Source organism: Pseudomonas sp. A0308 (assembly GCF_044218815.1).
In the GTDB taxonomy this organism is placed as follows: domain Bacteria; phylum Pseudomonadota; class Gammaproteobacteria; order Pseudomonadales; family Pseudomonadaceae; genus Aquipseudomonas; species Aquipseudomonas iridis.
Map to the genome: position 1 here is coordinate 5,116,968 of NZ_CP162581.1, position 24,621 is coordinate 5,141,588.

General features: G+C 59.8%; 26 protein-coding genes. 12 read left to right on the forward strand and 14 right to left on the reverse strand.

Annotated elements, in window-relative coordinates; translation table 11 throughout:
* Positions 1–19 precede the first annotated feature (19 nt).
* Positions 20–1,201: a CaiB/BaiF CoA transferase family protein gene (locus tag AB4P92_RS23690; RefSeq protein ID WP_395598245.1), complete on the forward strand. Its 1,182-nt coding sequence runs from the start codon at positions 20–22 to the stop codon at positions 1,199–1,201.
* A 134-nt stretch (positions 1,202–1,335) separates the two neighbouring features.
* Here the strand turns inward: AB4P92_RS23690 and AB4P92_RS23695 are convergent, their stop codons facing one another.
* Both AB4P92_RS23695 and AB4P92_RS23700 read right to left on the reverse strand, forming a co-directional pair.
* Positions 1,336–1,830, reverse strand: a complete 495-nt coding sequence (locus tag AB4P92_RS23695; RefSeq protein ID WP_047302662.1) for a SprT family zinc-dependent metalloprotease — start codon at positions 1,828–1,830, stop codon at positions 1,336–1,338.
* A gap of 148 nt (positions 1,831–1,978) precedes the next feature.
* Positions 1,979–2,581, reverse strand: a complete 603-nt coding sequence (locus AB4P92_RS23700) for a Yip1 family protein (RefSeq protein WP_042560502.1) — start codon at positions 2,579–2,581, stop codon at positions 1,979–1,981.
* A gap of 272 nt (positions 2,582–2,853) precedes the next feature.
* Between AB4P92_RS23700 and ttcA the strand changes: the two genes are divergently transcribed.
* Entirely contained in the window at positions 2,854–3,678 is an 825-nt protein-coding gene (gene ttcA, locus AB4P92_RS23705) for a tRNA 2-thiocytidine(32) synthetase TtcA (protein ID WP_042560501.1), read from the forward strand.
* Positions 3,679–3,812: 134 nt separating this feature from the next.
* Complete coding sequence (locus tag AB4P92_RS23710) at positions 3,813–4,487, forward strand: DNA-3-methyladenine glycosylase I (RefSeq protein ID WP_042560500.1); 675 nt, start codon at positions 3,813–3,815, stop codon at positions 4,485–4,487.
* A gap of 113 nt (positions 4,488–4,600) precedes the next feature.
* Here the strand turns inward: AB4P92_RS23710 and AB4P92_RS23715 are convergent, their stop codons facing one another.
* The 3 genes from AB4P92_RS23715 to arsC are packed head-to-tail and all read right to left on the reverse strand — an operon-like array spanning position 4,601 to position 5,974.
* On the reverse strand, positions 4,601–5,026 hold the full coding sequence (locus tag AB4P92_RS23715; RefSeq protein WP_042560499.1) for a DUF2069 domain-containing protein: 426 nt from the start codon (positions 5,024–5,026) through the stop codon (positions 4,601–4,603).
* Position 5,027: 1 nt separating this feature from the next.
* Positions 5,028–5,624, reverse strand: a complete 597-nt coding sequence (gene wrbA, locus AB4P92_RS23720) for an NAD(P)H:quinone oxidoreductase (RefSeq protein WP_115146200.1) — start codon at positions 5,622–5,624, stop codon at positions 5,028–5,030.
* Positions 5,621–5,974 carry an arsenate reductase (glutaredoxin) gene (arsC, locus tag AB4P92_RS23725; RefSeq protein ID WP_042560497.1) on the reverse strand — a complete coding sequence of 118 codons (354 nt, stop codon included), beginning with the start codon at positions 5,972–5,974 and terminating at the stop codon, positions 5,621–5,623. Before arsC ends, wrbA begins: the two co-directional genes overlap by 4 nt.
* A gap of 113 nt (positions 5,975–6,087) precedes the next feature.
* Here arsC and AB4P92_RS23730 point away from each other — a divergent pair, with 113 nt between their 5' ends.
* Entirely contained in the window at positions 6,088–6,555 is a 468-nt protein-coding gene (locus tag AB4P92_RS23730) for a TlpA disulfide reductase family protein (protein WP_261736523.1), read from the forward strand.
* Between the two features lie 71 nt (positions 6,556–6,626).
* Here the strand turns inward: AB4P92_RS23730 and AB4P92_RS23735 are convergent, their stop codons facing one another.
* The 3 genes from AB4P92_RS23735 to AB4P92_RS23745 all read right to left on the reverse strand — a co-directional run bounded on the left by AB4P92_RS23735 (position 6,627) and on the right by AB4P92_RS23745 (position 8,751).
* Positions 6,627–7,772 carry an integrase core domain-containing protein gene (locus tag AB4P92_RS23735; RefSeq protein ID WP_261736165.1) on the reverse strand — a complete coding sequence of 382 codons (1,146 nt, stop codon included), beginning with the start codon at positions 7,770–7,772 and terminating at the stop codon, positions 6,627–6,629.
* A gap of 140 nt (positions 7,773–7,912) precedes the next feature.
* Entirely contained in the window at positions 7,913–8,317 is a 405-nt protein-coding gene (locus AB4P92_RS23740) for an META domain-containing protein (RefSeq protein ID WP_047302660.1), read from the reverse strand.
* Complete coding sequence (locus AB4P92_RS23745; protein ID WP_042560494.1) at positions 8,317–8,751, reverse strand: hypothetical protein; 435 nt, start codon at positions 8,749–8,751, stop codon at positions 8,317–8,319. Before AB4P92_RS23745 ends, AB4P92_RS23740 begins: the two co-directional genes overlap by 1 nt.
* 133 nt (positions 8,752–8,884) lie before the next feature.
* Between AB4P92_RS23745 and AB4P92_RS23750 the strand changes: the two genes are divergently transcribed.
* Complete coding sequence (locus tag AB4P92_RS23750) at positions 8,885–9,331, forward strand: hypothetical protein (protein ID WP_395598246.1); 447 nt, start codon at positions 8,885–8,887, stop codon at positions 9,329–9,331.
* A gap of 12 nt (positions 9,332–9,343) precedes the next feature.
* On the opposite strand, the gene AB4P92_RS23755 is transcribed toward AB4P92_RS23750, so the two are convergent.
* Together AB4P92_RS23755 and AB4P92_RS23760 are read right to left on the reverse strand one after the other, a co-directional pair.
* Complete coding sequence (locus AB4P92_RS23755) at positions 9,344–10,333, reverse strand: 2-hydroxyacid dehydrogenase (RefSeq protein ID WP_042562177.1); 990 nt, start codon at positions 10,331–10,333, stop codon at positions 9,344–9,346.
* Between the two features lie 81 nt (positions 10,334–10,414).
* Positions 10,415–13,168: a response regulator gene (locus AB4P92_RS23760; protein ID WP_042562176.1), complete on the reverse strand. Its 2,754-nt coding sequence runs from the start codon at positions 13,166–13,168 to the stop codon at positions 10,415–10,417.
* 219 nt (positions 13,169–13,387) lie between these two features.
* On the opposite strand from AB4P92_RS23760, the gene AB4P92_RS23765 reads away from it, so the two are divergent.
* From AB4P92_RS23765 to AB4P92_RS23795, 7 genes are all read left to right on the forward strand, one after another.
* Positions 13,388–14,110 (forward strand): response regulator transcription factor, encoded by a 723-nt coding sequence (locus tag AB4P92_RS23765; RefSeq protein WP_261736520.1) that lies wholly within the window; start codon positions 13,388–13,390, stop codon positions 14,108–14,110.
* Complete coding sequence (locus tag AB4P92_RS23770) at positions 14,097–15,539, forward strand: histidine kinase sensor domain-containing protein (protein WP_395599695.1); 1,443 nt, start codon at positions 14,097–14,099, stop codon at positions 15,537–15,539. Before AB4P92_RS23765 ends, AB4P92_RS23770 begins: the two co-directional genes overlap by 14 nt.
* Before the next feature lie 278 nt (positions 15,540–15,817).
* Complete coding sequence (cysM, locus tag AB4P92_RS23775) at positions 15,818–16,720, forward strand: cysteine synthase CysM (protein WP_042560490.1); 903 nt, start codon at positions 15,818–15,820, stop codon at positions 16,718–16,720.
* Complete coding sequence (rlmD, locus tag AB4P92_RS23780) at positions 16,720–18,120, forward strand: 23S rRNA (uracil(1939)-C(5))-methyltransferase RlmD (protein ID WP_042560489.1); 1,401 nt, start codon at positions 16,720–16,722, stop codon at positions 18,118–18,120. Before cysM ends, rlmD begins: the two co-directional genes overlap by 1 nt.
* Positions 18,121–18,196: 76 nt before the next feature.
* The gene (relA, locus tag AB4P92_RS23785) at positions 18,197–20,440 is read left to right on the forward strand and encodes a GTP diphosphokinase (RefSeq protein ID WP_042560488.1); all 2,244 of its coding nucleotides are present in this window, start codon (positions 18,197–18,199) and stop codon (positions 20,438–20,440) included.
* Positions 20,441–20,574: 134 nt separating this feature from the next.
* Positions 20,575–21,408, forward strand: a complete 834-nt coding sequence (mazG, locus tag AB4P92_RS23790; RefSeq protein ID WP_261736536.1) for a nucleoside triphosphate pyrophosphohydrolase — start codon at positions 20,575–20,577, stop codon at positions 21,406–21,408.
* 25 nt (positions 21,409–21,433) lie between these two features.
* Positions 21,434–21,976 carry a DUF2058 domain-containing protein gene (locus AB4P92_RS23795; RefSeq protein WP_042560486.1) on the forward strand — a complete coding sequence of 181 codons (543 nt, stop codon included), beginning with the start codon at positions 21,434–21,436 and terminating at the stop codon, positions 21,974–21,976.
* Positions 21,977–22,045: 69 nt separating this feature from the next.
* On the opposite strand, the gene AB4P92_RS23800 is transcribed toward AB4P92_RS23795, so the two are convergent.
* The 4 genes from AB4P92_RS23800 to fabA form a co-directional block, all read right to left on the reverse strand.
* On the reverse strand, positions 22,046–22,234 hold the full coding sequence (locus tag AB4P92_RS23800) for a hypothetical protein (RefSeq protein ID WP_008079144.1): 189 nt from the start codon (positions 22,232–22,234) through the stop codon (positions 22,046–22,048).
* Positions 22,235–22,306: 72 nt separating this feature from the next.
* Positions 22,307–22,606: a hypothetical protein gene (locus tag AB4P92_RS23805; RefSeq protein ID WP_261736519.1), complete on the reverse strand. Its 300-nt coding sequence runs from the start codon at positions 22,604–22,606 to the stop codon at positions 22,307–22,309.
* Between the two features lie 21 nt (positions 22,607–22,627).
* Positions 22,628–23,848: a beta-ketoacyl-ACP synthase I gene (fabB, locus tag AB4P92_RS23810; protein WP_042560485.1), complete on the reverse strand. Its 1,221-nt coding sequence runs from the start codon at positions 23,846–23,848 to the stop codon at positions 22,628–22,630.
* Positions 23,849–23,859: 11 nt separating this feature from the next.
* Positions 23,860–24,375 carry a 3-hydroxyacyl-[acyl-carrier-protein] dehydratase FabA gene (fabA, locus tag AB4P92_RS23815; protein WP_042560484.1) on the reverse strand — a complete coding sequence of 172 codons (516 nt, stop codon included), beginning with the start codon at positions 24,373–24,375 and terminating at the stop codon, positions 23,860–23,862.
* Positions 24,376–24,621 lie beyond the last annotated feature (246 nt).

Here is a 24,621-nt window from a genome sequence, read left to right on the forward strand (position 1 = left end):
TCGTCCAAGGAGTTCGCCCATGTCCGCACCGCTGGCCTCATTGAAGATTCTCGATTTCTCGACGCTGCTGCCGGGGCCGTTTGCTTCGCTGTTGCTGGCGGACATGGGCGCCGAGGTGTTGCGCATCGAATCGCCGACGCGCATGGATCTGCTGCGAGTCTTGCCGCCGCATGATCAGGGGCTGTCGGCCAGTCACGCTTATCTGAACCGCAACAAGCGCAGTCTCGCACTCGACCTGAAACAGCCCGAAGCGCTGGAGCTGGTCAAGCAGTTGCTGGCCGATTACGACATCGTCCTCGAGCAGTTTCGCCCCGGTGTGATGGAGCGTCTGGGTCTTGGTTACGAGGCCCTGAAGGCGATCAACCCGAAGCTGATTTACGTGTCGATCACCGGTTACGGCCAGACCGGCCCGTACAAGGATCGCGCCGGGCATGACATCAACTACCTGGCGCTGGCCGGCCTTGCCAGTTATACCGGCCGGGCCGACAGCGGGCCGTTGCCGTTGGGCATGCAGGTTGCGGATATCGCGGGTGGTTCGCTGCACGGGGTGATTGGTCTGCTTGCTGCGGTGATCGCCCGTCAGCAAACCGGGCAGGGCACGCATCTGGACGTGAGCATGACCGATTGTGCATTCAGCCTGAATGCCATGGCCGGTGCCGGTTTTCTCGCCTGTGGTGCAGAGCCGGGTTGGGAAGACCAGATGCTCAATGGCGGCAGTTTTTATGATTATTACCGTTCACGGGATGGCCGCTGGATGTCGGTGGGCAGTCTGGAGCCGGCATTCATGCAGCCATTGTGCGCGGCACTGGGGCGGCCGGAATTGGCGGCGCAGGGCTTGTCGCCCAAGCCCGAGCATCAGCGAGCGCTCAAGGAAGCCTTGAAGGTCGAGTTTGAAAAACATGACTTTGCCGAACTGTGCGAGTTGTTTGCCGGGATCGATGCGTGTGTCGAGCCGGTGTTGAATCTGAGCGAAGCAACCGAGCATCCGCAATTACAGGCGCGGGAGTTGGTGACGCAAGTGCCGCGCGGGGATGGTTCGACGCAGGCGCAAATGGCATGCCCGCTGAAGTTTTCCCAAGGGTTGCCGGCGCCACGGCATGTCGGGGCGGTGTTGGGACAGCATACGGATGAGGTGTTGGGAGAGTTGGGGTTGAGTCCTCCGAAAATTGAAGAGCTGCGCCGGGCCAAAGTCATTCTTTAGTGCCTGTTCTGGCTTCATCGCTGGCAAGCCAGCTCCCACAGGTTTCGGTGTCGTACACAGAATCTGTGGACACCTCGAACACTGTGGGAGCTGGCTTGCCAGCGATGGGGCCAGTCAGGGCAACACAACACTGACTATTCCACCCGCATCTCACCGCTGAACACCAACGTGTTGCGGCAGCGGCGGCACAGATACCGCCGCCCTTGCCGCACCAGACTATGGCGCTGCGCCGAAAACGGAAAATCACTTTCCGCACACGGGCATTTGTAGATGTAGCGGGTCACGCTGCGGCGTTTGATTGCATAAGTGTGGCAGCGATCTGGCGGCAGTTCGTAAACGCCGCGCATGATCAGTTGCCACTCTTCGCCGTGGGGCTGGATGCGGTCGCCGAACAGCTGATGGGCGATCAGGTGCGCAACTTCGTGGGCCACGGTTTGCTTGAGGAAGTGTTCGGCGTTTTCCCGGTAGAGCTGAGGGTTGAAGCGCAGCAGGTTCTCGTGCAGATGCGCGACCCCGGCTTTTTGTCCGCGCAGCTTGAGACTCACCACGGGGCGTTGGAAATGACGTTTGAAAAAGGATTCAGCGAGTTGGTAACAGTCTTCGACGCGAGTATTGAGTTGCTCGGGCATGCTTGATGGATCTCCAGAGGCGTCAAGTATGCCGCAACCCTCGAGAGTTGCGAATCGCCGAACCGCCGAATGGTCATCCTCCACACGAGAAGGCCGCCTTGCGGCGGCCTGTATTGGCAGATCTTGTTTTTCTCGGGGAGTCATTGCGTCAGTTGGTATAGACGGGGCCTACGCCCAGTCCCCAGACAATCACGGTGAACGCCATGATGGCTACCAGCACCACCAGACCCACCGCCAGTACCGAGCTGGAAAACAGAAAACCTTCGTCCGACGGAATATTCATGAACGTCGGTAGCCCCACGTACAACAGGTACACCGTGTAGCAGATGGCCGCCGTGCCAACGATCATGCCCAGCCACATATGCGGATACAGCGCCGCCAGCCCGCCGACAAACAGCGGCGTCGCGGTGTATGTGGCAAACGCCACGCAACGCGCCAGACTGGGGTTGGCGTCATAAGTGCGGGCCATCCAGTGCACGAAGGCACCCATGACCGCGACCCCGCCGAGCATCGCCAGGTATGACATGACCGTCATCCACGCCGCACTTTCGACGGTGAGCATGACCGGCGCGCGATTACCAATCACCCAGCCAACCTGGGTGGTGCCGATAAACGCCGAGACAGCGGGGATCGCCGCCAGAATCAGCGTGTGCGTCAGGTACATGTGGCTGATGCTTTCCTCTTGGTCGCCACGGATTTCCTTCCATTCCTGATCGGGGTGGGTAAAAAGTCCCACTACGTGATGGATCATGCCATTCACTCCTCTTGTTATTGCCATCGCCCCCCAACGGAGCGCCTACGGGCCAAGGTGGCCGAGCAAATTCAGGTCTTCAGATGTGTGCGACCTTACGTCGCAGTATAGAAAGGTCTTAACCGCACAGGCACTAGGGGCTTAGAGCAAATTGCGCTGTAAACACGGGGCTTAATCGCGGTGGGGTCTTGCCGCAGCCCGACGGCCCTTCGCCCTCACGATTTTTTTGCGTAAAATGCCGGCCTTTCGTCACACCTCACGGATTTCGCGTCATGGGCACTCTTACGGTCAACCAGAACAAGCTGCAAAAGCGCCTGCGCCGTCTGGCGGGCGAAGCTGTCGCCGATTTCAACATGATTGAAGACGGCGACAAGGTCATGGTCTGCCTGTCCGGGGGCAAGGACAGCTACACCATGCTCGACGTGCTGATGCACTTTCAGAAGGTTGCGCCGATCAGGTTCGAGATCGTCGCCGTGAACATGGACCAGAAGCAGCCGGGCTTCCCCGAGCACGTGCTGCCTGCCTACCTCAAAGAGCTGGGCGTCGAGTATCACATCGTTGAAAAAGACACTTATTCGGTGGTCAAAGAGCTGATCCCGGAAGGCAAGACCACCTGCTCGCTGTGCTCGCGTCTGCGTCGCGGCACGCTGTACACCTTTGCTGACGAAATCGGCGCGACCAAAATGGCCCTCGGTCACCACCGTGACGACATCGTCGAGACGTTCTTCCTCAACATGTTCTTCAACGGCAGCCTCAAGGCGATGCCGCCCAAGCTGCGCGCCGACGACGGCCGTAATGTGGTCATCCGTCCGCTGGCCTACTGCAGCGAGAAAGACATCCAGGCCTACTCGGACCTCAAGCAATTCCCGATCATCCCGTGCAACCTTTGCGGCTCGCAGGAAAACCTGCAGCGCCAAGTGGTCAAGGAAATGCTTCAGGACTGGGACCGCAAGACCCCGGGCCGAACTGAAAGCATCTTCCGCAGTCTGCAGAATGTGATTCCGTCACAACTGGCCGACCGCAATCTGTTCGACTTCACCAGCCTCAAGATTGACGAGACCGCCGCTTCGCGCTTCGTCAACGTCGTTAACCTGTAAACACCTTCAAATGTGGGAGCGAGCCTGCTCGCGAAGAGGGAGTATCAGTCAACAAATCAGTTGAATGACACACCGCTTTCGCGAGCAGGCTCGCTCCCACATTGGTTTCTTCGCTTTATTCAATAGGAGAGGGCATGCGCGATTACAAGTGGCTGCACGAATACTGTCTGAACCGTTTCGGTTCGGCGGCTGAACTGGAAGCCCATCTGCCCGTCCCCAAGACTGCGGCACAACTGCGCAAGATCAGCGACGACCGCTACCTCTCGACAATGGCCCTGCGCGTGTTCCGCGCCGGCCTCAAGCACAGTCTGGTAGACGCCAAGTGGCCGGCCTTCGAAGAAGTGTTCTTCAAATTCGACCCGGAAAAAGTCGTGCTGATGAGCGCCGAACACCTTGAACGGTTGATGCAGGACGCGCGGATTATCCGTCACCTGGGCAAGCTCAAAAGCGTGCCGCGCAACGCGCAGTTCATTCTCGACGAGGAAAAAGAACGCGGCAGCTTTGGCGCGCTGATTGCCGACTGGCCGGTTACCGACATAGTCGGTCTGTGGACGTACCTGAAAAAGCGTGGCCATCAACTGGGTGGGCTGTCGGCGCCACGGTTTTTGCGCATGGTCGGCAAGGACACTTTTGTGCCGAGCTATGACGTGGTGGCGGCGCTGAATGCGCAGAAGATCGTCGACAAAGTGCCGACCAGTCTGCGTGATCTGGCGATTGTGCAGGATGCGTTCAACCAGTGGCATGAACAGAGTGGCGGGCGGGCGATGAGCCAGATTTCGATGATGCTCGCTTACACCGTCAATCATTAAGACCGCGTCGCCCCAATCGCTGGCAAGCCAGCTCCCGCAGGTTTTGCGTCGATCACAAATTAGTGTTCCAACACAGATCCTTTGGGAGCTGGCTTGCCAGCGTTGGCGTCAGCTCAGGCGACTGAGATTTCACCCTCGCCAGCCAATTTGCGATTCAACTGATACCGCCAGCGCACATACAGCAGCGCCGAGCAGAACACCGCCAGGCTTGCCGCCATTTCCAGCACGCCAAACCACTGTCGGTTCGGGTCATACGCGGCCAGTGCGCCTTTGATGAAATACAGATTCACCACAAAGCACATCCATGAATGCCCGCGGGCGCTGCCCATGATCATCGCCGGAGCGAGGATCAGCCACGGGACCAGTTCGACCAGCAGAATCACCCACGGCCGCGCACCATGCAGGTCGGCGAATATCAGGTAATAGACGGCGAGCAATCCGGCCAGGGCGAAAAAGCTCAGCAGACTGATGATCCGCATCGCCTTCACGCGCGGCTCCAGCCACTCGACAGAGGGCAGGACTTTCGGCTTCTTGGCCACCTCAGCCCTCCAGTTTCTGCGCGGTTTTGGCCAAGCGCAGACCGAGGGCGCGACACAGCGCCACTTCGTGCTGATCAAGACCTTTTTTGCCATCCGCGCCGGCGTGGTGGCTGGCACCATAAGGCGTGCCGCCGCCTTGGGTTTCCAGCAGCGCCGACTCGCTGTAGGGCAGGCCGGTGATCAGCATGCCGTGGTGGAGCAGCGGCAGCATCATCGACAGCAGGGTGGTTTCCTGACCGCCGTGCAGGCTGGCGGTGGAGGTGAACACGCCGGCCGGTTTGCCGACCAGCGCGCCGGTCAGCCAAAGGTTGCTGGTGCCATCGAGGAAGTACTTGAGCGGCGCGGCCATGTTGCCAAAACGCGTCGGGCTGCCCAGTGCCAGACCGGCGCAGTTTTTCAGGTCGTCGAGGGTGGCATAGAGCGCGCCTTCGTCCGGGATGCCTGGCGCTACGGCTTCGCACTCGGTGGAGATCGCCGGCACGGTACGCAGGCGCGCTTCGAGGCCGGCCTGTTCTACGCCGCGGGCAATCTGCCGCGCCATCTCGTTGGTCGAGCCGTTGCGGCTGTAATAGAGGACCAGAATGTACGGCGCGCTCACGGCAGCAACTCCAGAATGTTCTCCGGTGGACGACCGATGACGGCTTTGTCGTCGGCTTCGAGAATCGGCCGTTCCATCAGTTTTGGATGTTCGGCAATCGCGGCGATCAACTGCGCTTCACTGAGGCTGTCGTCAGCGAGCTGAAGCATTTTGTATTCATCTTCCCCGGTACGCAGCAATTGCCGCGCGCTGATTCCGAGCTTGCCGAGCAGGGCCTTGATTTGCGCGGCATTCAGCGGGGTTTCGAGGTAGCGCACGACGTTTGGCGTCAGGCCGCGGGCTTCAAGAAGCTCCAGCGCACCGCGGGATTTCGAGCAGCGCGGATTGTGATAAAGCGTCAGATCGGTCATGTCGGGTCGCTTCTGGCGTAGAGTGGCGGCTATTCTAACTGTGCAGCGCGCAATCCAGAACCTTCAGAGGCGATGGGTCGCAGGCGTTTTCAAATTTTCACAAGGAACAGGACATGACACGGCGATTGGCAGCGGCATTGACGATAATCGGGGCGTTGATGCTGGGGGGTTGCGGCAACGATTACGGGATTGACCAGAACGGTCAGAAGGTCGCATCCGAGCGCCTCGACAAGCAATGGATAATCGTCAATTACTGGGCTGAATGGTGTGGCCCGTGCCGAACCGAAATCCCGGAGCTCAACCACCTGGCTGAAGAGCTCAAGAGCAGGAAGGTCGGTGTGTTCGGGGTCAACTTCGACAACGTGCAGGGTGAAGAGCTGAAGAGCGCCAGCGAAAAACTGGGCATCAAGTTCACCGTGCTGGCGCAGGACCCGGCGGAGTTGTTCGAGCTGCCACGCAGCGAAGCGCTGCCAGTGACGTACATCATCGACGACAAGGGCAAGGTGCGGGAACAGCTGATGGGCGAGCAGACGGCGGCCGGGGTGATGGCGAAGCTTGAGGCGTTGCAGGCTACGAAGTAGCTTTCAAAAGCCCCTCACTGTAGAGACCGGTACATCCTTTACAAATTAAACCGGGGACATCGTTTACACCTTTACAGGCTTGAAACGCGTTTGGCGCCGCTTTCAAGCCTGCCTAAACAGTGGCTGCAAAGGTACAGTTCCCAAGCGTCATCAGCCACTTCCTTCAGCGCGATGTCCTCTCCAATCAGAGCCTCTCCTAGAAAAATCAGTTGTCCTTTCCATTTAATTTCCCCATTTGACCGAACCTTGCGTACTTCAACATCGGAACCGTATTCAAGCGCAGGCAAGTAACCGGGATAAGCGCGTGTCGACGGGCTATAGACAGATGCCGGCGGTTTCATGCCCAGCGCGGTGTGCGGTCGGTGGTGGTTGAAGTCTTGGATGAAATCCTGAAAAGCCAGCTGCTGGCGCACCAGGTTTTCCGCCGGTGACACTGCTGCCTTTAGCGTTCGATGCATCCGTTCATGTCGACCATTTTGGTCGGGACGGCCAGGCGTAATCGTTTCGACATGGATTCCAAGCCTGATGAACCAAACTGATAACTTCGAAAGTCGCGCCAGACCTGTCGACGCGAAAGGAGCGCCATTGTCAGTGCGGATCACATCCGGCAGTCCATATTCTCGAAAAGCCCACTCGAAGCCTTCCCGCGTCGGCGCTCCGTGCGTACTGGGCAAAGCGCGACAGACGAATAAAAAGCGGCTCATCTGATCGGTAATGGTCAGCGGATAGCACCAGTTACCGTCCTGCATTTTGAACTGCCCTTTGTAATCAGCACACCAGGTCTGATTGGGTTGGTCGACCGGACGTAAATGTGTCGGAGCGCGGGGGCGCACGGGATAGGGTCGCCGCGCGGTAACGAGGCCAGCCTTCTTCAACCATATCCCGGCGGTGCTCGCAGCCGGCCAGTGGATATCCGGATCGGAGACACGTAGACGATCAATGATCTGTTTAGGCCCTCGATCAGGATGTTCGTTTTTCTTGGTCAGCAGCGTGGCAATGATTTCATCGGGAGTTTGATGAGGGCAGTTCAACGGCTTGCGCGATTGCTCTTTCAAGCCATCCACGCCCAACGCTGCATACCGTTCCAGCCACTTGTCGATGGTTGGACGGCTGACGCCATAGCGCCGGCTCAATTGGCTCTTGGTAAAGCCGCCGCTAAGCCAGTCGCTGACTAATTTCACTCGTTGATCCATTGGGGACTCTTGATTCCAGGGCATGGTCAGCACCTCCTGACCATGATTGATACCTGTAAACCATGTCCCCGGTCTCAAATGTAAAGGATGTACCCGGTCTTTACCCACCTCAGCCCTCTCCCAGTGGGAGAGGGCTAGGGTGAGGGGCTTGGCGATTCAAGCGATCAACCCTCTTCCAGCCACCAGCGCAACGGTTTGCCTTGCGCCGGCCAGAAGCGCATCTGCTCGATTGGCGAAATGTCCCAGCGCTCGACATGCTCCAGCGCCTCCAGGAACCGTTGCTCCTGTTCCATCAGCGCCGGTGCACACAGTTTTCGGGTCTTGCCGATCTTGCCGAAGGTCAGCTTGTCACCATCCAGGGTGTACGGCGCGAACCAATGGTTGCAGCCGCCGTTACCGTAGGCGCGACCGTCATCGCCAAGGGTCACGGTCAGATGGCTGTAATCCATCAATGGCCGCTCGCCGATCCATTCCAGAATGTAGCTGCGGTTCTGTTGCAGTTGCACAGGCTCGGCGGCGCAGCCCGCGAGGCCAATACCGACCAGAGCGGCCAGGGCAAAGCGTTTCATCACGCAGGCTCCTGGCATTTCGGGCACAGGTGCTTGTCGCCAACGGCCTTCCAGCCCAGCTCGGCAATGCGCGCGGTGGCGGCCGGTTTTTCTGCCGTTTTGCCCAGCTTGGCGTCCACTGCAAACTCGAAGTTCAGCGCTTTGGCGCAGCTGTCGCAATTGACCTGCCAGGTGTGGATCGCCAGTTCGCCGAACACCGGGCCTGTGGTCATCGCGGTCCATTGGCCCGGCGGGTTGATCAGGTGGCGGACGGTTTCAACGGTCAGGCGCATGGACAAATCCTTGCTGCCTTTGAGGGTGACCAACAGCGCGTCACCGATGCGGATCGAGCCACCGTTGCCGGTGACCTGATAGCGGCCCGGCACGAGGGCGCGGCATTCGGTGAGGGTGTGTTGCGGGTTCATCAGGTTGTAGCGGAAATCGTGTTCGACCATGGGTCCTCCAAATATGCGCGACATGCTAGCACGGGCTGGATTGCAGAATGATGCACGCGTGCGACCTTCGATCAGGTTCAAATCGACCTGCGCACATGGCAAACTGCCGCCCTCGACTCTGAAGGAACGGAACATGGCGCTGATCGAATGTTATGAATGCAAGCGGAGCATCAGTTCCGAAGTCAAAGCGTGCATTCATTGCGGGGCTCCGATGGCAAAGCACCAGGCCCACGCACAAGCGCAGACCGCAGGCGCATCGGCTCAGGCTTCGACGATTTCTTTCGGCAGTCTGCCGCGTAACAACGAGGTTCCTGAGGCCGCGGTGTTGCCGCAAGCTTCGCAGGGTTTGCCGAAAGTCATGCCGGCTGCGGCGGGGCGTCGGCGTCGACAACAGGCTGCGCAAGCCGCGCAGATCAACGAGGACGGCAGCCGCCCGGTGGAAGGCTGGCTGAAGATCATGGTGTTCCTGATTCCGTGGATTTTCGTCTGGTTCCTGCTGCGCAGCGGCCATTCGGCGAAACAGCGGTTGTTCGGCTTCGGCTGGCTGGCGTTGCTGATTCTGGCGTCGTCGCTGAAGTAAGTGGTTAAGCGATCAACCTTCGACCTGATTCTGCGGTGATCCCGCCGCCCAGGTCGCGATGTTGCGCAGTGTCGTCGCAGCAATCGCGCCCAGCGCCTCTTGCGTCAGGAACGCCTGGTGCGCGGTGACGATCACGTTAGGAAAGGTCAGCAGACGCGCCAGCACATCGTCCTGCAACGGCAAGTCGGAACGATCCTCGAAAAACAGCTGCGCTTCTTCTTCATACACATCCAGCCCCAGATAGCCGAGTTGACCGTCCTTGAGGGCGTCAATAAGCGCCGGGGTGTCGACCAACCCGCCGCGACCGGTGTTGATCAGCATGGCGCCGGCTTGCATGTGCGCCAATGAATCGCGATTGATCAGGTGCTTGCTCTGCTCGTTCAGCGGGCAGTGCAGGCTGATGATGCGCGACTGCGCGAGCAAGTCCGGCAGGCTCAGATAACGTGCACCGAGTGCCAGAACATCGGGATTTGGATACGGATCGTACGCCAGCAATTCACAGCCGAAACCGTGCATGATTCTCGCGAAGGCGGCGCCGATCTGCCCGGTGCCGACGATGCCGACAGTCTTGCCGACCAGATCGAAACCGGTCAGGCCATGCAGACTGAAATCACCTTCGCGGGTGCGGTTGTAGGCGCGGTGCAGGCGACGGTTGAGGGCGAGGATCAGCGCCACGGCATGCTCGGCCACGGCATGCGGCGAGTAGGCCGGAACCCGCACGACGGCCAGCCCCAGACGTTTGGCCGCGAGCAGATCGACATGGTTGTAACCGGCCGAACGCAAGGCAATCAGCCGGGTACCGCCCGCCGCCAGACGTTCCAGCACTGCGGCGCTGAGATCGTCATTGATAAAGGCGCAGACCACCTCATGCTGGTCGGCCAATGCCGCTGTATCGAGACTGAGCCGGGCCGGTTGAAAATGCAGTTCAATCTCTGCCGGGCAATCGGCATCGAGGAAACTCTCGCGGTCGTAGGTCTGGCTGCTGAAAATGATCGTGCGCATGGAATCCTCCTGGAGCATCACCGGGGCTGCATCACCCAAGTCCACTTTAGCCGTGACGGCGTTGACCGGCATTGCGCTGGATCAGGCGCTGATCTTCGCTTGCGCGGCCAGTCGGTTGATTGCAAGTTCCAGCTCATCCAGCGCCATCGCTGCTTTCGGGTCTTCCTGTTTGAGCAGGGTTTCACTGCGCTGGCAGGCTGCGCGCAATTGCGGTACGCCGCAGTAACGCGTGGCGCCATGCAGGCGATGCACGCGTTCAATCAGTGCATTCTGGTCGTGGTTGTCGCGCGCGCTGCGGATGGCTTCGCGGTCGGCCTCCAGTGAAGCCAGCAGCATCGCCAGCATGTCCGCCGCCAGATCTTCTTTGCCGGCAGCCAGACGCAAACCTTCCTCGTGATCAAGCACTGGCAGTTCGTGATTGCCCGCAGCACCTTCGCTGACGCGCTCCGGTGCCTGATTGCGCAGTGCCAGACCGGTCCATTTCAGCACCACTTGCGCCAGTTGCCGCTCGCTGATCGGTTTCGTCAGGTAGTCATCCATGCCGCTTTGCAGCAACGCACGTTTTTCGTTGGCCATGGCATGGGCGGTGAGGGCGACGATCGGCAGCGGTGTGCAATGCCGCTCGCTTTCCCACTGGCGGATGGTTTCGGTGCTCTGGCGACCGTCCATGCCCGGCATCTGCACGTCCATCAGCACCAGATCGAACGATTCGGTCTGCACTGCTTTGACCGCGGCATAACCGCTTTCCACGGCCAATACCTTGGCGCCCATGTCTTCGAGCAAGGTCTGCACCAGCAACAGGTTGGCCGGGTTGTCGTCGACACAGAGCACTTTCGGCGCGCGACTCGACAGCGGTTCGCCGGGTTCGTTACGCGGTTGACGCGGGTTGGCCAGGTCCGAAAGGGCGCGGCGCAGTTTGCGCGTGCAGGCCGGTTTGGCCTGCAGCTGGCTGTGCGGGTTGGGCACCGACAGATGGAACAGCGTCTGCTCAGTGGTCGGGCACAGCACCAGCACTTTGCAGCCCAAGTGTTCGAGGTCCCAGATATGCTGGTTCAGGCGTTCGGGCAGCATGTCGTTACTGGTGATGCCGATCACCGCCAGATCAATCGCCTGATCGGTCTGGTGTGCGCCGGTAACGCCATTGGTCAGGCTTTCCAGGGTATTGAACGGGGTGACGATAAGCCCGCAGTCTTCCAGTTGATGCTGCAAGGCCTGACGCGCCAGTTCATGGTTTTCCAGCACGGCGACCCGGCGGCCGAGCAGCGGCGCCGAGGGCAGGTCTTCGGCATCGTCGCGGGCCTTGGGCAGGCTCAGGCTGATCCAGAATTCCGAACCTTCGCCCGGCGTGCTGTCGACGCCGATCTCGCCGCCCATCTGTTCGATCAGGCGCTTGGAGATCACCAGACCCAGTCCGGTGCCGCCGGGCTGGCGCGACAGCGAATTGTCTGCCTGGCTGAAGGCCTGGAACAACGCGCGCACGTCCTGATTCGACAGGCCGATGCCGGTGTCCTGAATGCTGATGCGCAGCTGCACGCTGTCATCGTGCTCTTCTTCCAGCATTGCACGGGCAACGATGGTGCCCTCGCGGGTGAACTTGATGGCGTTGCTGACCAGGTTGGTGAGGATCTGCTTCAGGCGCAGCGGATCACCGACCAGCGACAGCGGGGTGTCGCGGTACACCAGACTGACCAGTTCCAGCTGCTTGGCGTGAGCGGCGGGGGCGAGAATCGTCAGGGTGTCTTGCAACAAGTCGCGCAGATTGAACGGAATGTGGTCGAGCACCAGTTTGCCGGCCTCGATTTTCGAGAAGTCGAGAATCTCGTTGATGATCCCGAGCAGGCTGTCGGCGGACTTTTCGATGGTGCCTAAATAGTCGAGCTGGCGCGGGGTCAGTTCACTTTTCTGCAACAGGTGGGTGAAGCCGAGAATGCCGTTGAGTGGCGTGCGGATCTCGTGGCTCATGTTGGCGAGGAATTCGGACTTGATCCGGCTCGCCTCCAGAGCCTCTTTACGCGCCAGATCGAGTTCGATGTTCTGAATCTCGATGGTTTCGAGGTTCTGGCGCACGTCCTCGGTGGCTTGATCGACGCTGTGCTGCAATTCTTCCTGGGCGTTTTGCAGGGTGCCGGCCATGCGGTTGATGCCCGACGCCAGTTCGTCCAGTTCCTGACTGCCGAGGGGTGGCAGACGGGTTTCCAGGTGACCGTCCTTGAGTTGCGCGACGGCCTGTTTGATCTGGCTCAGCGGCCGATTGATGGTGCGGCCCATGCGTAATGCGAGCAGCGCCGCACCGGCGAGGCCTGCGGCGATCAACAACAGGCTGGCAAACAGGCTGCGATACCCGCGCAGCAACATGCCGTTGTGCGACAGCTCGAGTTCAACCCAGCCGAGCAGGCGCTCGGATTCTTCCGGGATCAGTTCGCCGGCGAGGTTGCGGTGCTTGCCGAAGACCGGCATCAGGTAACGGGTCGCGTCATTGCCGCTGCGTCGTTGCAAGTGCGCGCTGTCGCCGCTCGGCGCCTGATTGAGCATGGTCGGGCCGGCGTGGGCCAGTGGCGAGCGATCCGGCGCGAGAAAAGTCACCGCGCGCACGTCCGGTTGTTCGAGGGACTGAGTGGCAATGCGTTCGAGCAGTTCGCCGTTGCCGTGGCCCATCGCCGGCGCCACCAAGGGTGCCAGTTGCTCGGCGATCATTTCGCCACGCTGGAGCAATTGGGTTTGCAGGTCGGACTGCTGCGTCCAGGTGAAATAACCACCCAGCACCAGCGCCATCAGGCTGGTCGGCAACAAGGTCAGCAACAACACGCGACCTTTGATTCCCAGTTTCTTGAGCACGCCTATCTCCTGCATCCCGCTGATCTGTTGACTCATGCGTGCATCCGGCACGCGACATGGGCGCAGTGTAGCGATTTGCTCGCGGGCAATCTCCGGAAAAATACCGGCGTTGTCGTTCGGCCTGGCAAGGCGCGTTTGTCCCACAGTGCAACCTTGGGTTGCCCAGTGTCCGCCAATCTTGAATAATTGCGCCTAACTGAGAATTACTTGCAGATACTCATGACTCCTGTTTCCGTTGGCCAGCCACGCATTCTTTCCATCGAGGACGATCCGGTCCTGGGTGCCTATGTTCATGAACATCTGGGTCGCAGCGGGTTTCAGGTGACCTGGTGCCAGAACGGCCAGGAAGGCCTGAACATCGCCCAACGCCAGCCGTTCGACGTGGTGTTGATGGACATCCTTTTGCCGGGGCTGGACGGTCTGAACGTGCTCACTCAACTGCGCCAGAGCCATTCGACGCCAGTGCTGCTGATGTCGGCGCTTGGTGCCGAAGCCGATCGCATCAGTGGTTTTCGCCTGGGTGCCGACGATTACCTGCCCAAGCCGTTCAGCATGGCCGAACTGCATGTACGCATCGAAGCGATCCTGCGCCGGGTCGCCCTTGATCGGCGTCCTCCAGAGCGCTCGGCGCAGGTGGCGACCGGCACGCTGCGCTTCGACGATGAACAGTGCGACGTGTATTGGCGCGAGCAACCCGCCGGCCTGACGCGAAGCGAATTCCGGCTGCTGGAAACCCTCAATCGCAATGACGAGGAGGTCCTGAGCAAGGCCTTCCTTTATCAGCACGTTCTGCAACGCGGCTATGCCGCGCACGATCGCAGCCTCGACATGCACATCAGCCAGATCCGCCGCAAACTCAAAGCCATCGGCTACACCGAGCGCGAAGTGCGCACTGTGTGGGGCAAGGGCTACGTGCTCAGTGGTGCAGATCAAAGTGTCTGAGCTGCCGGGGCGTCATTCGCTGTTCTGGAAGCTGGCCTGTTTGCTGGTGGCGTTCTGTCTGCTAATGATCTGGCTGAGTTGGTCGTGGGGCCGATACATGGAGCAGCGCAACCAGTTCCTGTCTGACGTCGCCCGCGACACCCTTACGCGTTACGCCGCTGAAGCCGAGCGGGCGTGGCAGCAAGGTCGGCGTGACGGCGTCGATAGTTGGCTGCAGAGCATGGAATTGCGCGAGGCTGGCTGGGTCGGCGTGATTGACAGCAATTTGCAGTCGCTGGCCAATGATCCGTTGAACGAACAGGAAATCCAGCGCCTGACTTTTCTGCGCGGGCTCGATTGGCCGATTCATAAGAAGGGCCGGCCCGGGCTGCGCATACCGTTTCCCAAGGATCCTTCCGCCGGCAGTCTGGTGATCGAGTTGCCCGAGCGTTTCCTGCCGGGCAAATATCGACTGTTTTGGCGGGTGATCACCAACGGGGTGATTCCGGGGTTGTTCACCTTGCTGCTGTGCGTGGGGCTGTATCGCCTGCTGGTGGTGCCGCTGAACAATCTGCGTGAACAAGCCAATGCCTGGCGTGCCGATCAATTGAATGTGCGGCTGTCGAGCGGCATCACCCAGCGCCCGGACGAACTCGGTGAACTGGCCCGGGCGTTCGACTCGATGTCCGAACGTCTGCAGTCCACCGTCGCCCTGCAACAGCAACTGCTGCGAGACCTGTCCCATGAACTGCGCACGCCGCTGAGCCGATTGCGGGTAGCGAGTGAAAGCGAGCAGGGCCTGGTGCAATTGCGCGAACGTATCGGCCGTGAGGTCGACGGCATGCAGCGACTGGTCGAAGACACGCTGCAACTGGCGTGGCTCGACACCGAACGCTCACCATTGCCCGACGAGGCGATCCAGATTCAGGCGCTGTGGGAAATGCTCACCGATAACGCCTGTTATGAAAGCGGCTGGCCGAGCCTGCAGTTGCAGTGCTCGGTGCAGGCTTCTTGCTGGGTGCGCGGCAATCTCAACACCTTGGCCCAGGCGCTGGAGAACATTCTGCGCAACGCCATTCGTCATTCGCCCGAGGGCGGGATTGTGCGGCTGGAAGGACGGCGGGACGGGGATTACTGGCATCTGTGGCTGGAAGATCAGGGCGGCGGCGTGGCTGAAGCGGATCTGCAGCGGATTTTTGATCCGTTCACCCGACTCGACGGCTCGCGCCCGGGGGATGGCGGGTTTGGTCTGGGGTTGAGCATCGCCAGGAATGCGGTGCAGCGCCAGGGCGGAACGCTTTGGGCGGAGAATAGCGGGGCGGGGTTGCGGGTGAATTTGCGGTTGGTGGCGGATGATGCTGTTGTCAGCCCAGACGCCATCGCTGGCAAGCCAGCTCCGACAGGTGCCAGCGGCGCTCACCCAACCTTCACCCACCCCCAGGCCCTGTAGGAGCATTCGAGTGAAACGAGGCTGCGATTAAAGGCAGACCGAAAGATCGCAGCGTGCCGCAGCGCCTGCACGTATATAAGCAAGACCAAAATTCTGTGGGAGCTGGCTTGCCAGCGATGAAGCCTTTTGCACCCCTGCTGAATCTGAAATGTCTCACCACTGGCGAGACAATTGCTGCTTATTCCCATAAACCATAAGCACCGCACTTTGCGTGATATGGCCTTCGCGGGTTTGCCGGTATGATAGGCGCCCCCGCACGTCTGGATTGCGAATACGCCATGACCCTGCAGTACCCAACCATCGCCGATTGCGTCGGCAACACTCCGCTGGTGCGTTTGCAGCGCCTGCCCGGTGTCACCAGCAACACCTTATTGCTCAAGCTCGAAGGGAATAACCCGGCGGGTTCGGTCAAGGACCGTCCGGCGCTGTCGATGATCACCCGTGCCGAGTTGCGCGGGCAGATTCACGCCGGCGATACGCTGATCGAAGCGACCTCGGGCAACACCGGAATTGCGTTGGCGATGGCCGCCGCGATCAAGGGTTACAAGATGATCCTGATCATGCCGGACAACTCCAGCGCCGAGCGCAAAGCGGCGATGACCGCTTATGGCGCCGAGCTGATTCTGGTCAGTCAGGAAGAGGGCATGGAAGGCGCTCGCGATCTCGCCCAACGCATGGAGGCCGAAGGTCGTGGCAAGGTGCTGGATCAGTTCGCCAATGGCGACAATCCTGAAGCGCATTACACCAGCACCGGCCCGGAGATCTGGCGTCAGACCGAGGGCACCATCACTCACTTCGTCAGCTCGATGGGTACCACCGGGACCATCATGGGCGTCTCGCGCTACTTGAAAGAGCAGAGCGACAAGGTGCAGATCGTTGGTCTGCAACCGATGGAAGGCTCGGCCATTCCAGGTATTCGCCGCTGGCCGCAGGAATACCTGCCGAAGATCTATCAGGCTGATCGCGTTGATCGCATTGTCGACATGGCGCAAAGCGAAGCCGAGGACGTGACCCGTCGTCTGGCCCGCGAAGAAGGCATTTTCTGCGGCGTGTCCTCGGGCGGTGCGGTAGCCGCGATGCTGCGTCTGTCCCAGGAAGTTGAAAACGCGGTGATCGTCGCGATCATCTGTGACCGTGGCGACCGATACTTGTCGACCGGCATTTTCGACGCGCCCAACTGATGGCCAAGCAAGAGAGAGGCCTGCGCTTCCAGCCCACTGGCGGCAGCAAGGCCCCGCAAATCCCGACTGGCAAGAAGCAGCGCTTGAACATCGAGCGCCTGGCGAATGACGGGCGCGGTATCGCGTTTTTCGAAGGCCGGACCTGGTTCGTGCTCGGCGCCCTTGCCGGTGAAGAGGTCGAAGCTCGAGTGCTCGGCGCCCACGGCAAAGTGGTCGAGGCGCGCACCGAACGCGTGTTCAAGGCCAGCGAACTGCGCCGGCCGACGCCGTGTCAGCACGCCGGTCGCTGCGGTGGTTGCAGCGTTCAGCACTTGCCCCACAGTGAACAGCTCGCCCTGAAACAGCGCATGCTCGCCGAGCAATTATCCAAGGTTGCCGGTGTCGAACCGCAAGAGTGGGTAGCACCGTTGACCGGTCCCGAGTTCGGCTATCGCCGTCGCGCCCGCGTTGCTGTGCGCTGGGACATGAAAGCGAAGAAACTCGAAGTGGGTTTCCGCGCCGCCGGCAGTCAGGACATCGTCGGCATTAACGAATGCCCGGTGCTGGTACAGCCCTTGCAGCCGATCATGAGCCGTTTGCCGGAGATGCTCCGTCGTTTGAGCAAGCCGCAAGCGTTGGGCCATGTCGAATTGTTCGCTGGCTCGTCGCTGGCCGTGTTGCTGCGGCACATGGCGCCGTTGTCTGAGGCAGATCTGACGATCCTCAAGGACTTCTGCCAGTTTCATGAAGCGCAGTTGTGGTTGCACGGCGAAGGCCAGCCGCAGCCGGTCGATGCGACGCAGTCGCTCAGTTATCGCCTGGAGCAGTGGGATCTGGATCTGGCTTACCGGCCGGGGGATTTCATCCAGGTCAACGCGGGCGTCAACGAAGCAATGGTTGCGCAGGCACTGGACTGGTTGAAGCCGACCAGCGAAGAGCGCGTGCTGGACCTGTTCTGCGGGCTCGGCAACTTTGCTTTGCCACTGGCCAGAACGGTGCGCGAAGTGGTGGCGGTGGAGGGTGTGCAGACCATGGTCGAACGTGCCGCTGCGAATGCCGCCAGTAACAATTTGCATAACACAAAGTTTTTTCAAGCCGATTTATCCCAGCCTTTAACGGGTGTCGAGTGGATCGGAGATGGCTTTTCTGCGGTACTCTTGGACCCACCGCGTGACGGTGCTTTCGAGGTGGTGCGCAAGTTGGCGACCCTGGGTGCGAAGCGGTTGGTGTATGTGTCGTGCAACCCTGCAACGCTGGCGCGCGACACGGTCGAATTGATCAAGCAGGGCTACCGGTTAAAACGTGCCGGGATTCTCGATATGTTTCCTCAGACGGCACATGTCGAGGCCATGGCGTTATTTGAAGCGAGCCAGGATGGCTCGTCTGATCCGTCTGGTCCGTCCGTACAGCGCTCGCTTTAGCCCCACGAGTGCAAACGGGCAACGAAGGTCAGCGATTTGACGCATTGAATCTGCGTCGTAGGGAAGGTAAAGCAAGATGGTACAGGTGAGAGCACACCAGCCGATCAACACTGACGGCAGTATCAATCTCGAGGCTTGGCTCGATCACGCGGTCAGTGTCGATCTGGCACTGGATCGCGAAGCCTTGAAAGAAGCCTGCGAGTTTGCTCGCGAGGCCGAACAACAGTCCAATGCTGCGAAAAACCTGTGGGCCGAGGGCTCCGGGAGTTTCAGAACCGGCCTTGAGATCGCCGAGATTCTCGCCGACCTCAAGCTCGATCAGGATTCGCTGGTTGCCGCGGTCCTGTACCGCGGTGTGCGCGAAGGCCAGATCGAATTCGCGGCTGTCAGCCAGCGCTTTGGTCCGGTGGTGGCCAAGCTGATCGACGGCGTGCAGCGCATGGCCGCGATCAGTGCCAGCCTCAGTCCGCGCCAGTCCATGGTCATGGGCACGCAAGGGCAGGTGGAAAACCTGCGCAAAATGCTCGTCGCCATGGTCGACGACGTGCGTGTTGCCCTGATCAAACTGGCCGAACGCACCTGCGCCATTCGTGCGGTGAAAACCGCCGACGACGAGAAGCGTAACCGTGTCGCCCGGGAAGTCTTCGACATCTATGCGCCGCTCGCGCACCGGCTCGGCATCGGTCATATCAAATGGGAACTGGAGGACTTGTCCTTCCGTTATCTGGAGCCTGATCAATACAAGCAGATCGCCAAGTTGCTCCATGAGCGACGGCTTGATCGTGAGCGTTTCATTGCCGACGTGATGACCCAGCTCAAGGATGAACTGCAGGCCACCGGCGTCGACGCCGACATCAGCGGTCGGGCCAAACACATCTATTCGATCTGGCGCAAAATGCAGCGCAAGGGTCTGGAATTCAGCCAGATCTACGACGTGCGTGCGGTGCGCGTGCTGGTCCCGGAAATGCGCGATTGCTATACCGCGCTGGGTATCGTCCACACGCTGTGGCGGCACATCCCGAAAGAATTCGACGACTACATCGCCAACCCGAAAGAGAACGGCTACCGCTCGTTGCACACGGCCGTGATCGGTCCGGAAGGCAAAGTGCTGGAAGTGCAGATTCGTACGCATTCGATGCACGAAGAAGCCGAGCTCGGGGTTTGCGCGCACTGGCGTTACAAGGGCACTGACGTCAAATCCGGCTCCAATCACTACGAAGAGAAAATTTCCTGGCTGCGCCAGGTGCTCGAGTGGCATGAAGAGCTGGGTGATATTGGTGGTCTGGCCGAACAGCTGCGCGTTGATATCGAGCCGGATCGGGTCTACATCTTCACGCCCGACGGTCACGCCATCGACTTGCCGAAAGGCGCAACACCGCTGGACTTCGCCTACCGCGTACACACCGAAATCGGTCACAACTGCCGTGGCGCCAAGATCAACGGGCGCATCGTGCCGCTCAACTACAGCCTGCAGACCGGTGAGCAAGTCGAGATCATCACCAGCAAACACGGCACTCCCAGCCGAGACTGGCTGAACTCGAACCTCGGTTACGTCACCACTTCGCGAGCGCGGGCGAAGATTGTTCACTGGTTCAAGTTGCAGGCTCGTGACCAGAACGTCGCCGCCGGTAAAACCCTGATCGAACGCGAGCTCACACGCCTCGGCTTGCCGGCGGTGGATTTCGACAAGTTGGCCGAGAAGGCCAACATGAAAACCGCCGAAGACATGTTCGCCGCCCTCGGTGCCGGTGACCTGCGCCTGGCGCAACTGGTCAACCTGGCGCAGCAACTGGTCGAGCCGGAGCGCGGTAACGAACAGCTGGAACTGATCCCGCGCAAAGCGACCGGCTACAAGCCGGGCAAGCGCGGCGACATTCAGATTCAGGGCGTTGGTAACCTGATGACGCAAATGGCCGGCTGCTGCCAGCCATTGCCGGGCGATGCGATCGTCGGTTACATCACCCAGGGCCGTGGCGTGAGTATTCACCGCCAGGACTGCGCCTCGGTGCTGCAACTGGGCGGACGCGAGCCAGAGCGGATCATTCAGGTCAGCTGGGGGCCGGTACCGGTGCTCACTTATCCGGTGGACATCGTCATCCGCGCCTACGACCGTTCGGGTCTGCTGCGTGACGTCTCGCAGGTGCTGCTCAACGAGCGGATCAACGTGTTGGCGGTCAACACCCGCTCGAACAAGGAAGACAACACTGCGCTGATGTCCCTGACCATCGAGATCCCGGGTCTGGATGCACTGGGGCGGTTGCTGGGACGGATTTCGCAGTTGCCGAACATCATCGAGACACGGCGTAATCGCACCCCGTGACGCAATTGATTGTTCCCTGTGGGAGCGAGCCTGCTCGCGAAGAGGGCGTGTCAGTCGACATCTTTGTTGCAGACACACCGCTTTCGCGAGCAGGCTCGCTCCCACATGGGGTTTGTGGTGAGACAGAAAACATGATGTACAGCCTTGAAGACCTGCTCCATCTCATGAGCCGTCTGCGCGATCCGCAGTTCGGTTGCCCGTGGGACATCAAGCAAACCTACGCAACCATCGTCCCGCATACCCTCGAAGAAGCCTACGAAGTGGCCGACGCCATCGAGCGCGGCGATTTCGACCATTTGCAGGGCGAGCTTGGCGACCTGTTGTTCCAGGTTGTCTATTACAGCCAGTTGGCGCGCGAAGAAGGGCGCTTTGAGTTTGCCGGTGTGATCGACAGCATCACCCGCAAGCTGATCCGCCGTCATCCCCACGTTTTCCCCACCGGCGACCTGTACGCGCCGCTGGACGTGCCGCGTTTGAATGAAGAGCAGGTCAAGCAGCGCTGGGAGGAAATAAAGGCCGAAGAGCGTGCCGAGAAATCCGCCGCGCCACAGCAACTGTCACTGCTTGATGACGTACCGGCCACGTTGCCTGCATTGTCGCGCTCAGCCAAGCTGCAGAAGCGTGCGGGGCAGGTGGGGTTCGACTGGCCGGACGCCTTGCCGGTGTTCGACAAAGTGCGTGAAGAGCTCGATGAAGTGCTCGAGGCGATGTCTGAAAACGATCCCGCAGCGGTGGCTGACGAGATCGGTGATCTGCTGTTTTCCGTGGTCAATCTGGCCCGGCATCTGAAGGTTGACCCGGAAACTGCACTGCGTGGCGCCAACGGCAAGTTTGAAAGACGTTTCCGTTTTATCGAACAGGCATTGCGCGACACCCACCGTCCCATAGAAGATTGCACCCTCGAAGAGTTGGACGCCCTGTGGGGTGAAGCCAAACGTCAGGAAAAGAATTTGCCCAGCTGTGGCTGAGCAACTGCCCAAGTGAGTAAGCACCATGAGTATTTCCCTTCGCGATCAGTTGCTCAAAGCAGGCCTGGTCAACCAAAAGCAGGCCAAGCAGGTCAGCAAGGACAAACAGAAGCAGCAGCGTCTGGCCCACAAAGGTCAGATCGAGCTGGACGACTCGCAGCAGCGCGCCGCCCAGGAAGCCATGGCCGAGAAGGTCAAGCGCGACCAGGAGCTGAACCGTCAGCAGAAAGAGAAGGCCGAAGCCAAGGAGCGCGCCGCGCAGGTCAAGCAATTGATCGAGGTCTCGCGTCTGCCGAAGCTGACCACCGAGGACTACTACAACTTCGTTGACGACAAGAAGGTCAAGCGCCTCTCGGTCAACACGCTGATGCGCAACAAGCTCAGCAGCGGTTCGCTGGCGATCGTGCATCATGCCGGCGGCTATGAAGTGATCCCGCGTGAAGCGGCCCTGAAGATCCAGGAGCGCGACCCACAGCGCATCGTGCAACTCAACGTGAAGACCGAAGAGGTCAACGCCGAGGACGATCCGTACGCGGCCTATCAGATCCCCGACGATCTGATGTGGTAAATCGCCAAGCCGTAACAACGACAAACCCCGCTGATCGCGGGGTTTGTCGTTTTCAATGCTGTGGTTGATTCAGGCGGATCGTAAATCCCGTTGCTGCTCTTGCACTTCCAGTTCGGCCTTGTAGTTGTGGGCGTCAATCTCGTTGTGGAACATCCCGACCAGCAAGTCTTGTTGATGCACATCCCAGATCCGGATACCGGCGGCTACGCCTTCATGGGACATGTGTGAATCGTCGCGTTCAGTTACTTTTACAGTCATCTGCTAGCTCCAAATCTCAAGTTATCTGCAGCAAGGCGTGTGCAGGACTCTTTTATAGAATTTGTTAGGCAGCTAAGTAAACGGCTTATTCGAGCAAGGTGTTGTTGCGTTTTTTGCAACAGTGCTGCAGGCCGCTAAATCCGCGACATTCGGTCGCAGGGCGGTAAGTTTCATGACAGAAGTTTCATTTTCAGGGCATGCATAGAACCCTGTGGGAGCTGGCTTGCCAGCGATGACGTCGGCACAGCAAACATCTTCGTTACCTGACAATCCGCTATCGCTGGCAAGCCAGCTCCCACAGGGATCAGCGGTGTCCCGGTTATTTTCTTCAAACGAAAAAAAACGCCCCGAACCAGTCGGGGCGTTTTTCATGTGTGGCTCAAGCCTTGGGAATTACTTGCCTTCCCAGCGCTTCATCACCAGCGTGGCGTTGGTGCCGCCGAAGCCGAAGCTGTTGCTCATCACGGTGTTGATGGTGGCGTTTTCGCGAGTCTTGGTCAGAATCGGCATGTCAGCCACTTCCGGGTCCAGTTCGTCGATGTTGGCGGAACCGGCAATGAAGTTGCCTTCCATCATCAGCATGCAGTAGATCGCTTCGTGAACGCCGGCAGCGCCCAGGGAGTGACCGGACAGGCTCTTGGTCGAGCTGATCGCTGGAGCCTTGTCGCCGAACACTTCACGCACACCTTTCATTTCCGCGACGTCGCCGACCGGAGTCGAAGTGCCGTGGGTGTTCAGGTAGTCGATCGGGGTATCAACGGTGGACATCGCCATCTGCATGCAGCGGATCGCGCCTTCGCCACTTGGGGCAACCATGTCGTAGCCATCGGACGTCGCGCCGTAGCCAACGATTTCCGCGTAGATCTTCGCGCCACGGGCCAGAGCGTGTTCCAGCTCTTCAACCACGACCATACCGCCACCACCGGCGATGACGAAACCGTCACGGTCGGCGTCGTAGGCACGGGAGGCCTGCTCCGGGGTGTCGTTACGCTTGCTGGACAGGGCGCCCATCGCGTCGAACAGGAACGACTGGCTCCAATGCTCTTCTTCACCGCCACCGGCGAAGACGATGTCCTGCTTGCCCATCTGGATCTGTTCCATGGCGGTACCGATGCAGTGAGCACTGGTGGCGCAGGCAGAAGCGATGGAGTAGTTCAGGCCCTTGATCTTGAATGGCGTGGCCAGGCAAGCGGAAACGGTGCTGCTCATGGTCCGCGTTACACGGTATGGGCCGACGCGCTTCACGCCTTTCTCGCGCAGGATGTCCAGCGCTTCCATCTGGTTCAGCGTGGAAGCACCGCCGGAGCCGGCGATCAGGCCGGTACGCGGGTTGGACACTTGCTCTTCGGTCAGACCGGAGTCAGTGATCGCGTCTTTCATCGCCAGGTAGGCGTAAGCCGCGGCGTGGCCGACGAAGCGAAAGATCTTGCGATCGATCAGCTCTTCGAGGGGAAGGTCAATGGAGCCGGAAACCTGGCTACGCAGACCCATTTCGGCATATTCCGGGTTGAACCGGATGCCAGGGCGACTTGCACGCAGGTTAGCGGAGACGGTCTCTTTGTCATTGCCCAGGCAAGAAACGATACCCAGACCAGTGATAACGACGCGGCGCATGCGGATAACCCTTAGAAGTTTTCAGTGGAGGTAAACACGCCGACCCGAAGGCCTTCGGCGGTGTAGATTTCGCGACCGTCCACAGAGACCGAACCGTCAGCGATAGCCAGGTTCAGCTTGCCCTTGAGGACGCGCTTGATTTGAATGTTATAGGTGACTTTCTTGGCGGTCGGCAGAACCTGGCCGAAGAATTTCACTTCGCCCGAACCCAGCGCACGGCCGCGGCCCGGCAGACCTTGCCAGCCCAGGAAGAAGCCAACCAGTTGCCACATGGCGTCAAGGCCCAGGCAGCCCGGCATCACCGGATCGCCCTCGAAGTGGCAAGCGAAGAACCACAGGTCAGGGGTGATATCCAGCTCGGCGACCAATTCACCTTTGCCGTACTTGCCGCCTTCTTCGCTGATATGGGTGATGCGATCCACCATCAGCATGTTCGGGGCGGGCAGTTGCGCGTTACCTGGGCCGAACAGCTCACCGCGACTGCAGCGCAGCAGGTCTTCCCGAGTAAAGGCGTTTTGTTTGGTCATGCGAGCTCCTCAATAATCCCATGCGGCAGGTGGGGCAAATCTTCCCGACCGTTCGAAGCATTCATGCCTCGAACCGGCAGCCTACTCATAGACTATTGCGTTGTGGTGAAAGTCACAGCACCAAGGACATGAATGTACACTTGTGCACTGAAATTTTTAATCAAGCCTCTTTTGAGGCTCGTTCGGGTGCCTAAGACTGCCGCACTTTCGCTTTTCATGCCAGTCGCAGATGCTCGAAAAGCCGAC

Coding starts and splice junctions, on each gene's coding strand:
- AB4P92_RS23700 (WP_042560502.1), bottom strand. CDS start 2,581: ATGATCCATCACGTAGTGGGACTTTTTACCCACCCCGATCAGGAATGG.
- ttcA (WP_042560501.1), top strand. CDS start 2,854: ATGGGCACTCTTACGGTCAACCAGAACAAGCTGCAAAAGCGCCTGCGC.
- fabA (WP_042560484.1), bottom strand. CDS start 24,375: ATGACCAAACAAAACGCCTTTACTCGGGAAGACCTGCTGCGCTGCAGT.
- AB4P92_RS23795 (WP_042560486.1), top strand. CDS start 21,434: ATGAGTATTTCCCTTCGCGATCAGTTGCTCAAAGCAGGCCTGGTCAAC.
- AB4P92_RS23735 (WP_261736165.1), bottom strand. CDS start 7,772: ATGCCCTGGAATCAAGAGTCCCCAATGGATCAACGAGTGAAATTAGTC.
- fabB (WP_042560485.1), bottom strand. CDS start 23,848: ATGCGCCGCGTCGTTATCACTGGTCTGGGTATCGTTTCTTGCCTGGGC.
- AB4P92_RS23805 (WP_261736519.1), bottom strand. CDS start 22,606: ATGAAAAACGCCCCGACTGGTTCGGGGCGTTTTTTTTCGTTTGAAGAA.
- AB4P92_RS23745 (WP_042560494.1), bottom strand. CDS start 8,751: ATGGTCGAACACGATTTCCGCTACAACCTGATGAACCCGCAACACACC.
- AB4P92_RS23750 (WP_395598246.1), top strand. CDS start 8,885: ATGGCGCTGATCGAATGTTATGAATGCAAGCGGAGCATCAGTTCCGAA.
- AB4P92_RS23755 (WP_042562177.1), bottom strand. CDS start 10,333: ATGCGCACGATCATTTTCAGCAGCCAGACCTACGACCGCGAGAGTTTC.
- AB4P92_RS23710 (WP_042560500.1), top strand. CDS start 3,813: ATGCGCGATTACAAGTGGCTGCACGAATACTGTCTGAACCGTTTCGGT.
- AB4P92_RS23690 (WP_395598245.1), top strand. CDS start 20: ATGTCCGCACCGCTGGCCTCATTGAAGATTCTCGATTTCTCGACGCTG.
- cysM (WP_042560490.1), top strand. CDS start 15,818: ATGACCCTGCAGTACCCAACCATCGCCGATTGCGTCGGCAACACTCCG.
- relA (WP_042560488.1), top strand. CDS start 18,197: ATGGTACAGGTGAGAGCACACCAGCCGATCAACACTGACGGCAGTATC.
- AB4P92_RS23730 (WP_261736523.1), top strand. CDS start 6,088: ATGACACGGCGATTGGCAGCGGCATTGACGATAATCGGGGCGTTGATG.
- AB4P92_RS23800 (WP_008079144.1), bottom strand. CDS start 22,234: ATGACTGTAAAAGTAACTGAACGCGACGATTCACACATGTCCCATGAA.
- arsC (WP_042560497.1), bottom strand. CDS start 5,974: ATGACCGATCTGACGCTTTATCACAATCCGCGCTGCTCGAAATCCCGC.
- AB4P92_RS23740 (WP_047302660.1), bottom strand. CDS start 8,317: ATGAAACGCTTTGCCCTGGCCGCTCTGGTCGGTATTGGCCTCGCGGGC.
- mazG (WP_261736536.1), top strand. CDS start 20,575: ATGTACAGCCTTGAAGACCTGCTCCATCTCATGAGCCGTCTGCGCGAT.
- rlmD (WP_042560489.1), top strand. CDS start 16,720: ATGGCCAAGCAAGAGAGAGGCCTGCGCTTCCAGCCCACTGGCGGCAGC.
- AB4P92_RS23695 (WP_047302662.1), bottom strand. CDS start 1,830: ATGCCCGAGCAACTCAATACTCGCGTCGAAGACTGTTACCAACTCGCT.
- AB4P92_RS23765 (WP_261736520.1), top strand. CDS start 13,388: ATGACTCCTGTTTCCGTTGGCCAGCCACGCATTCTTTCCATCGAGGAC.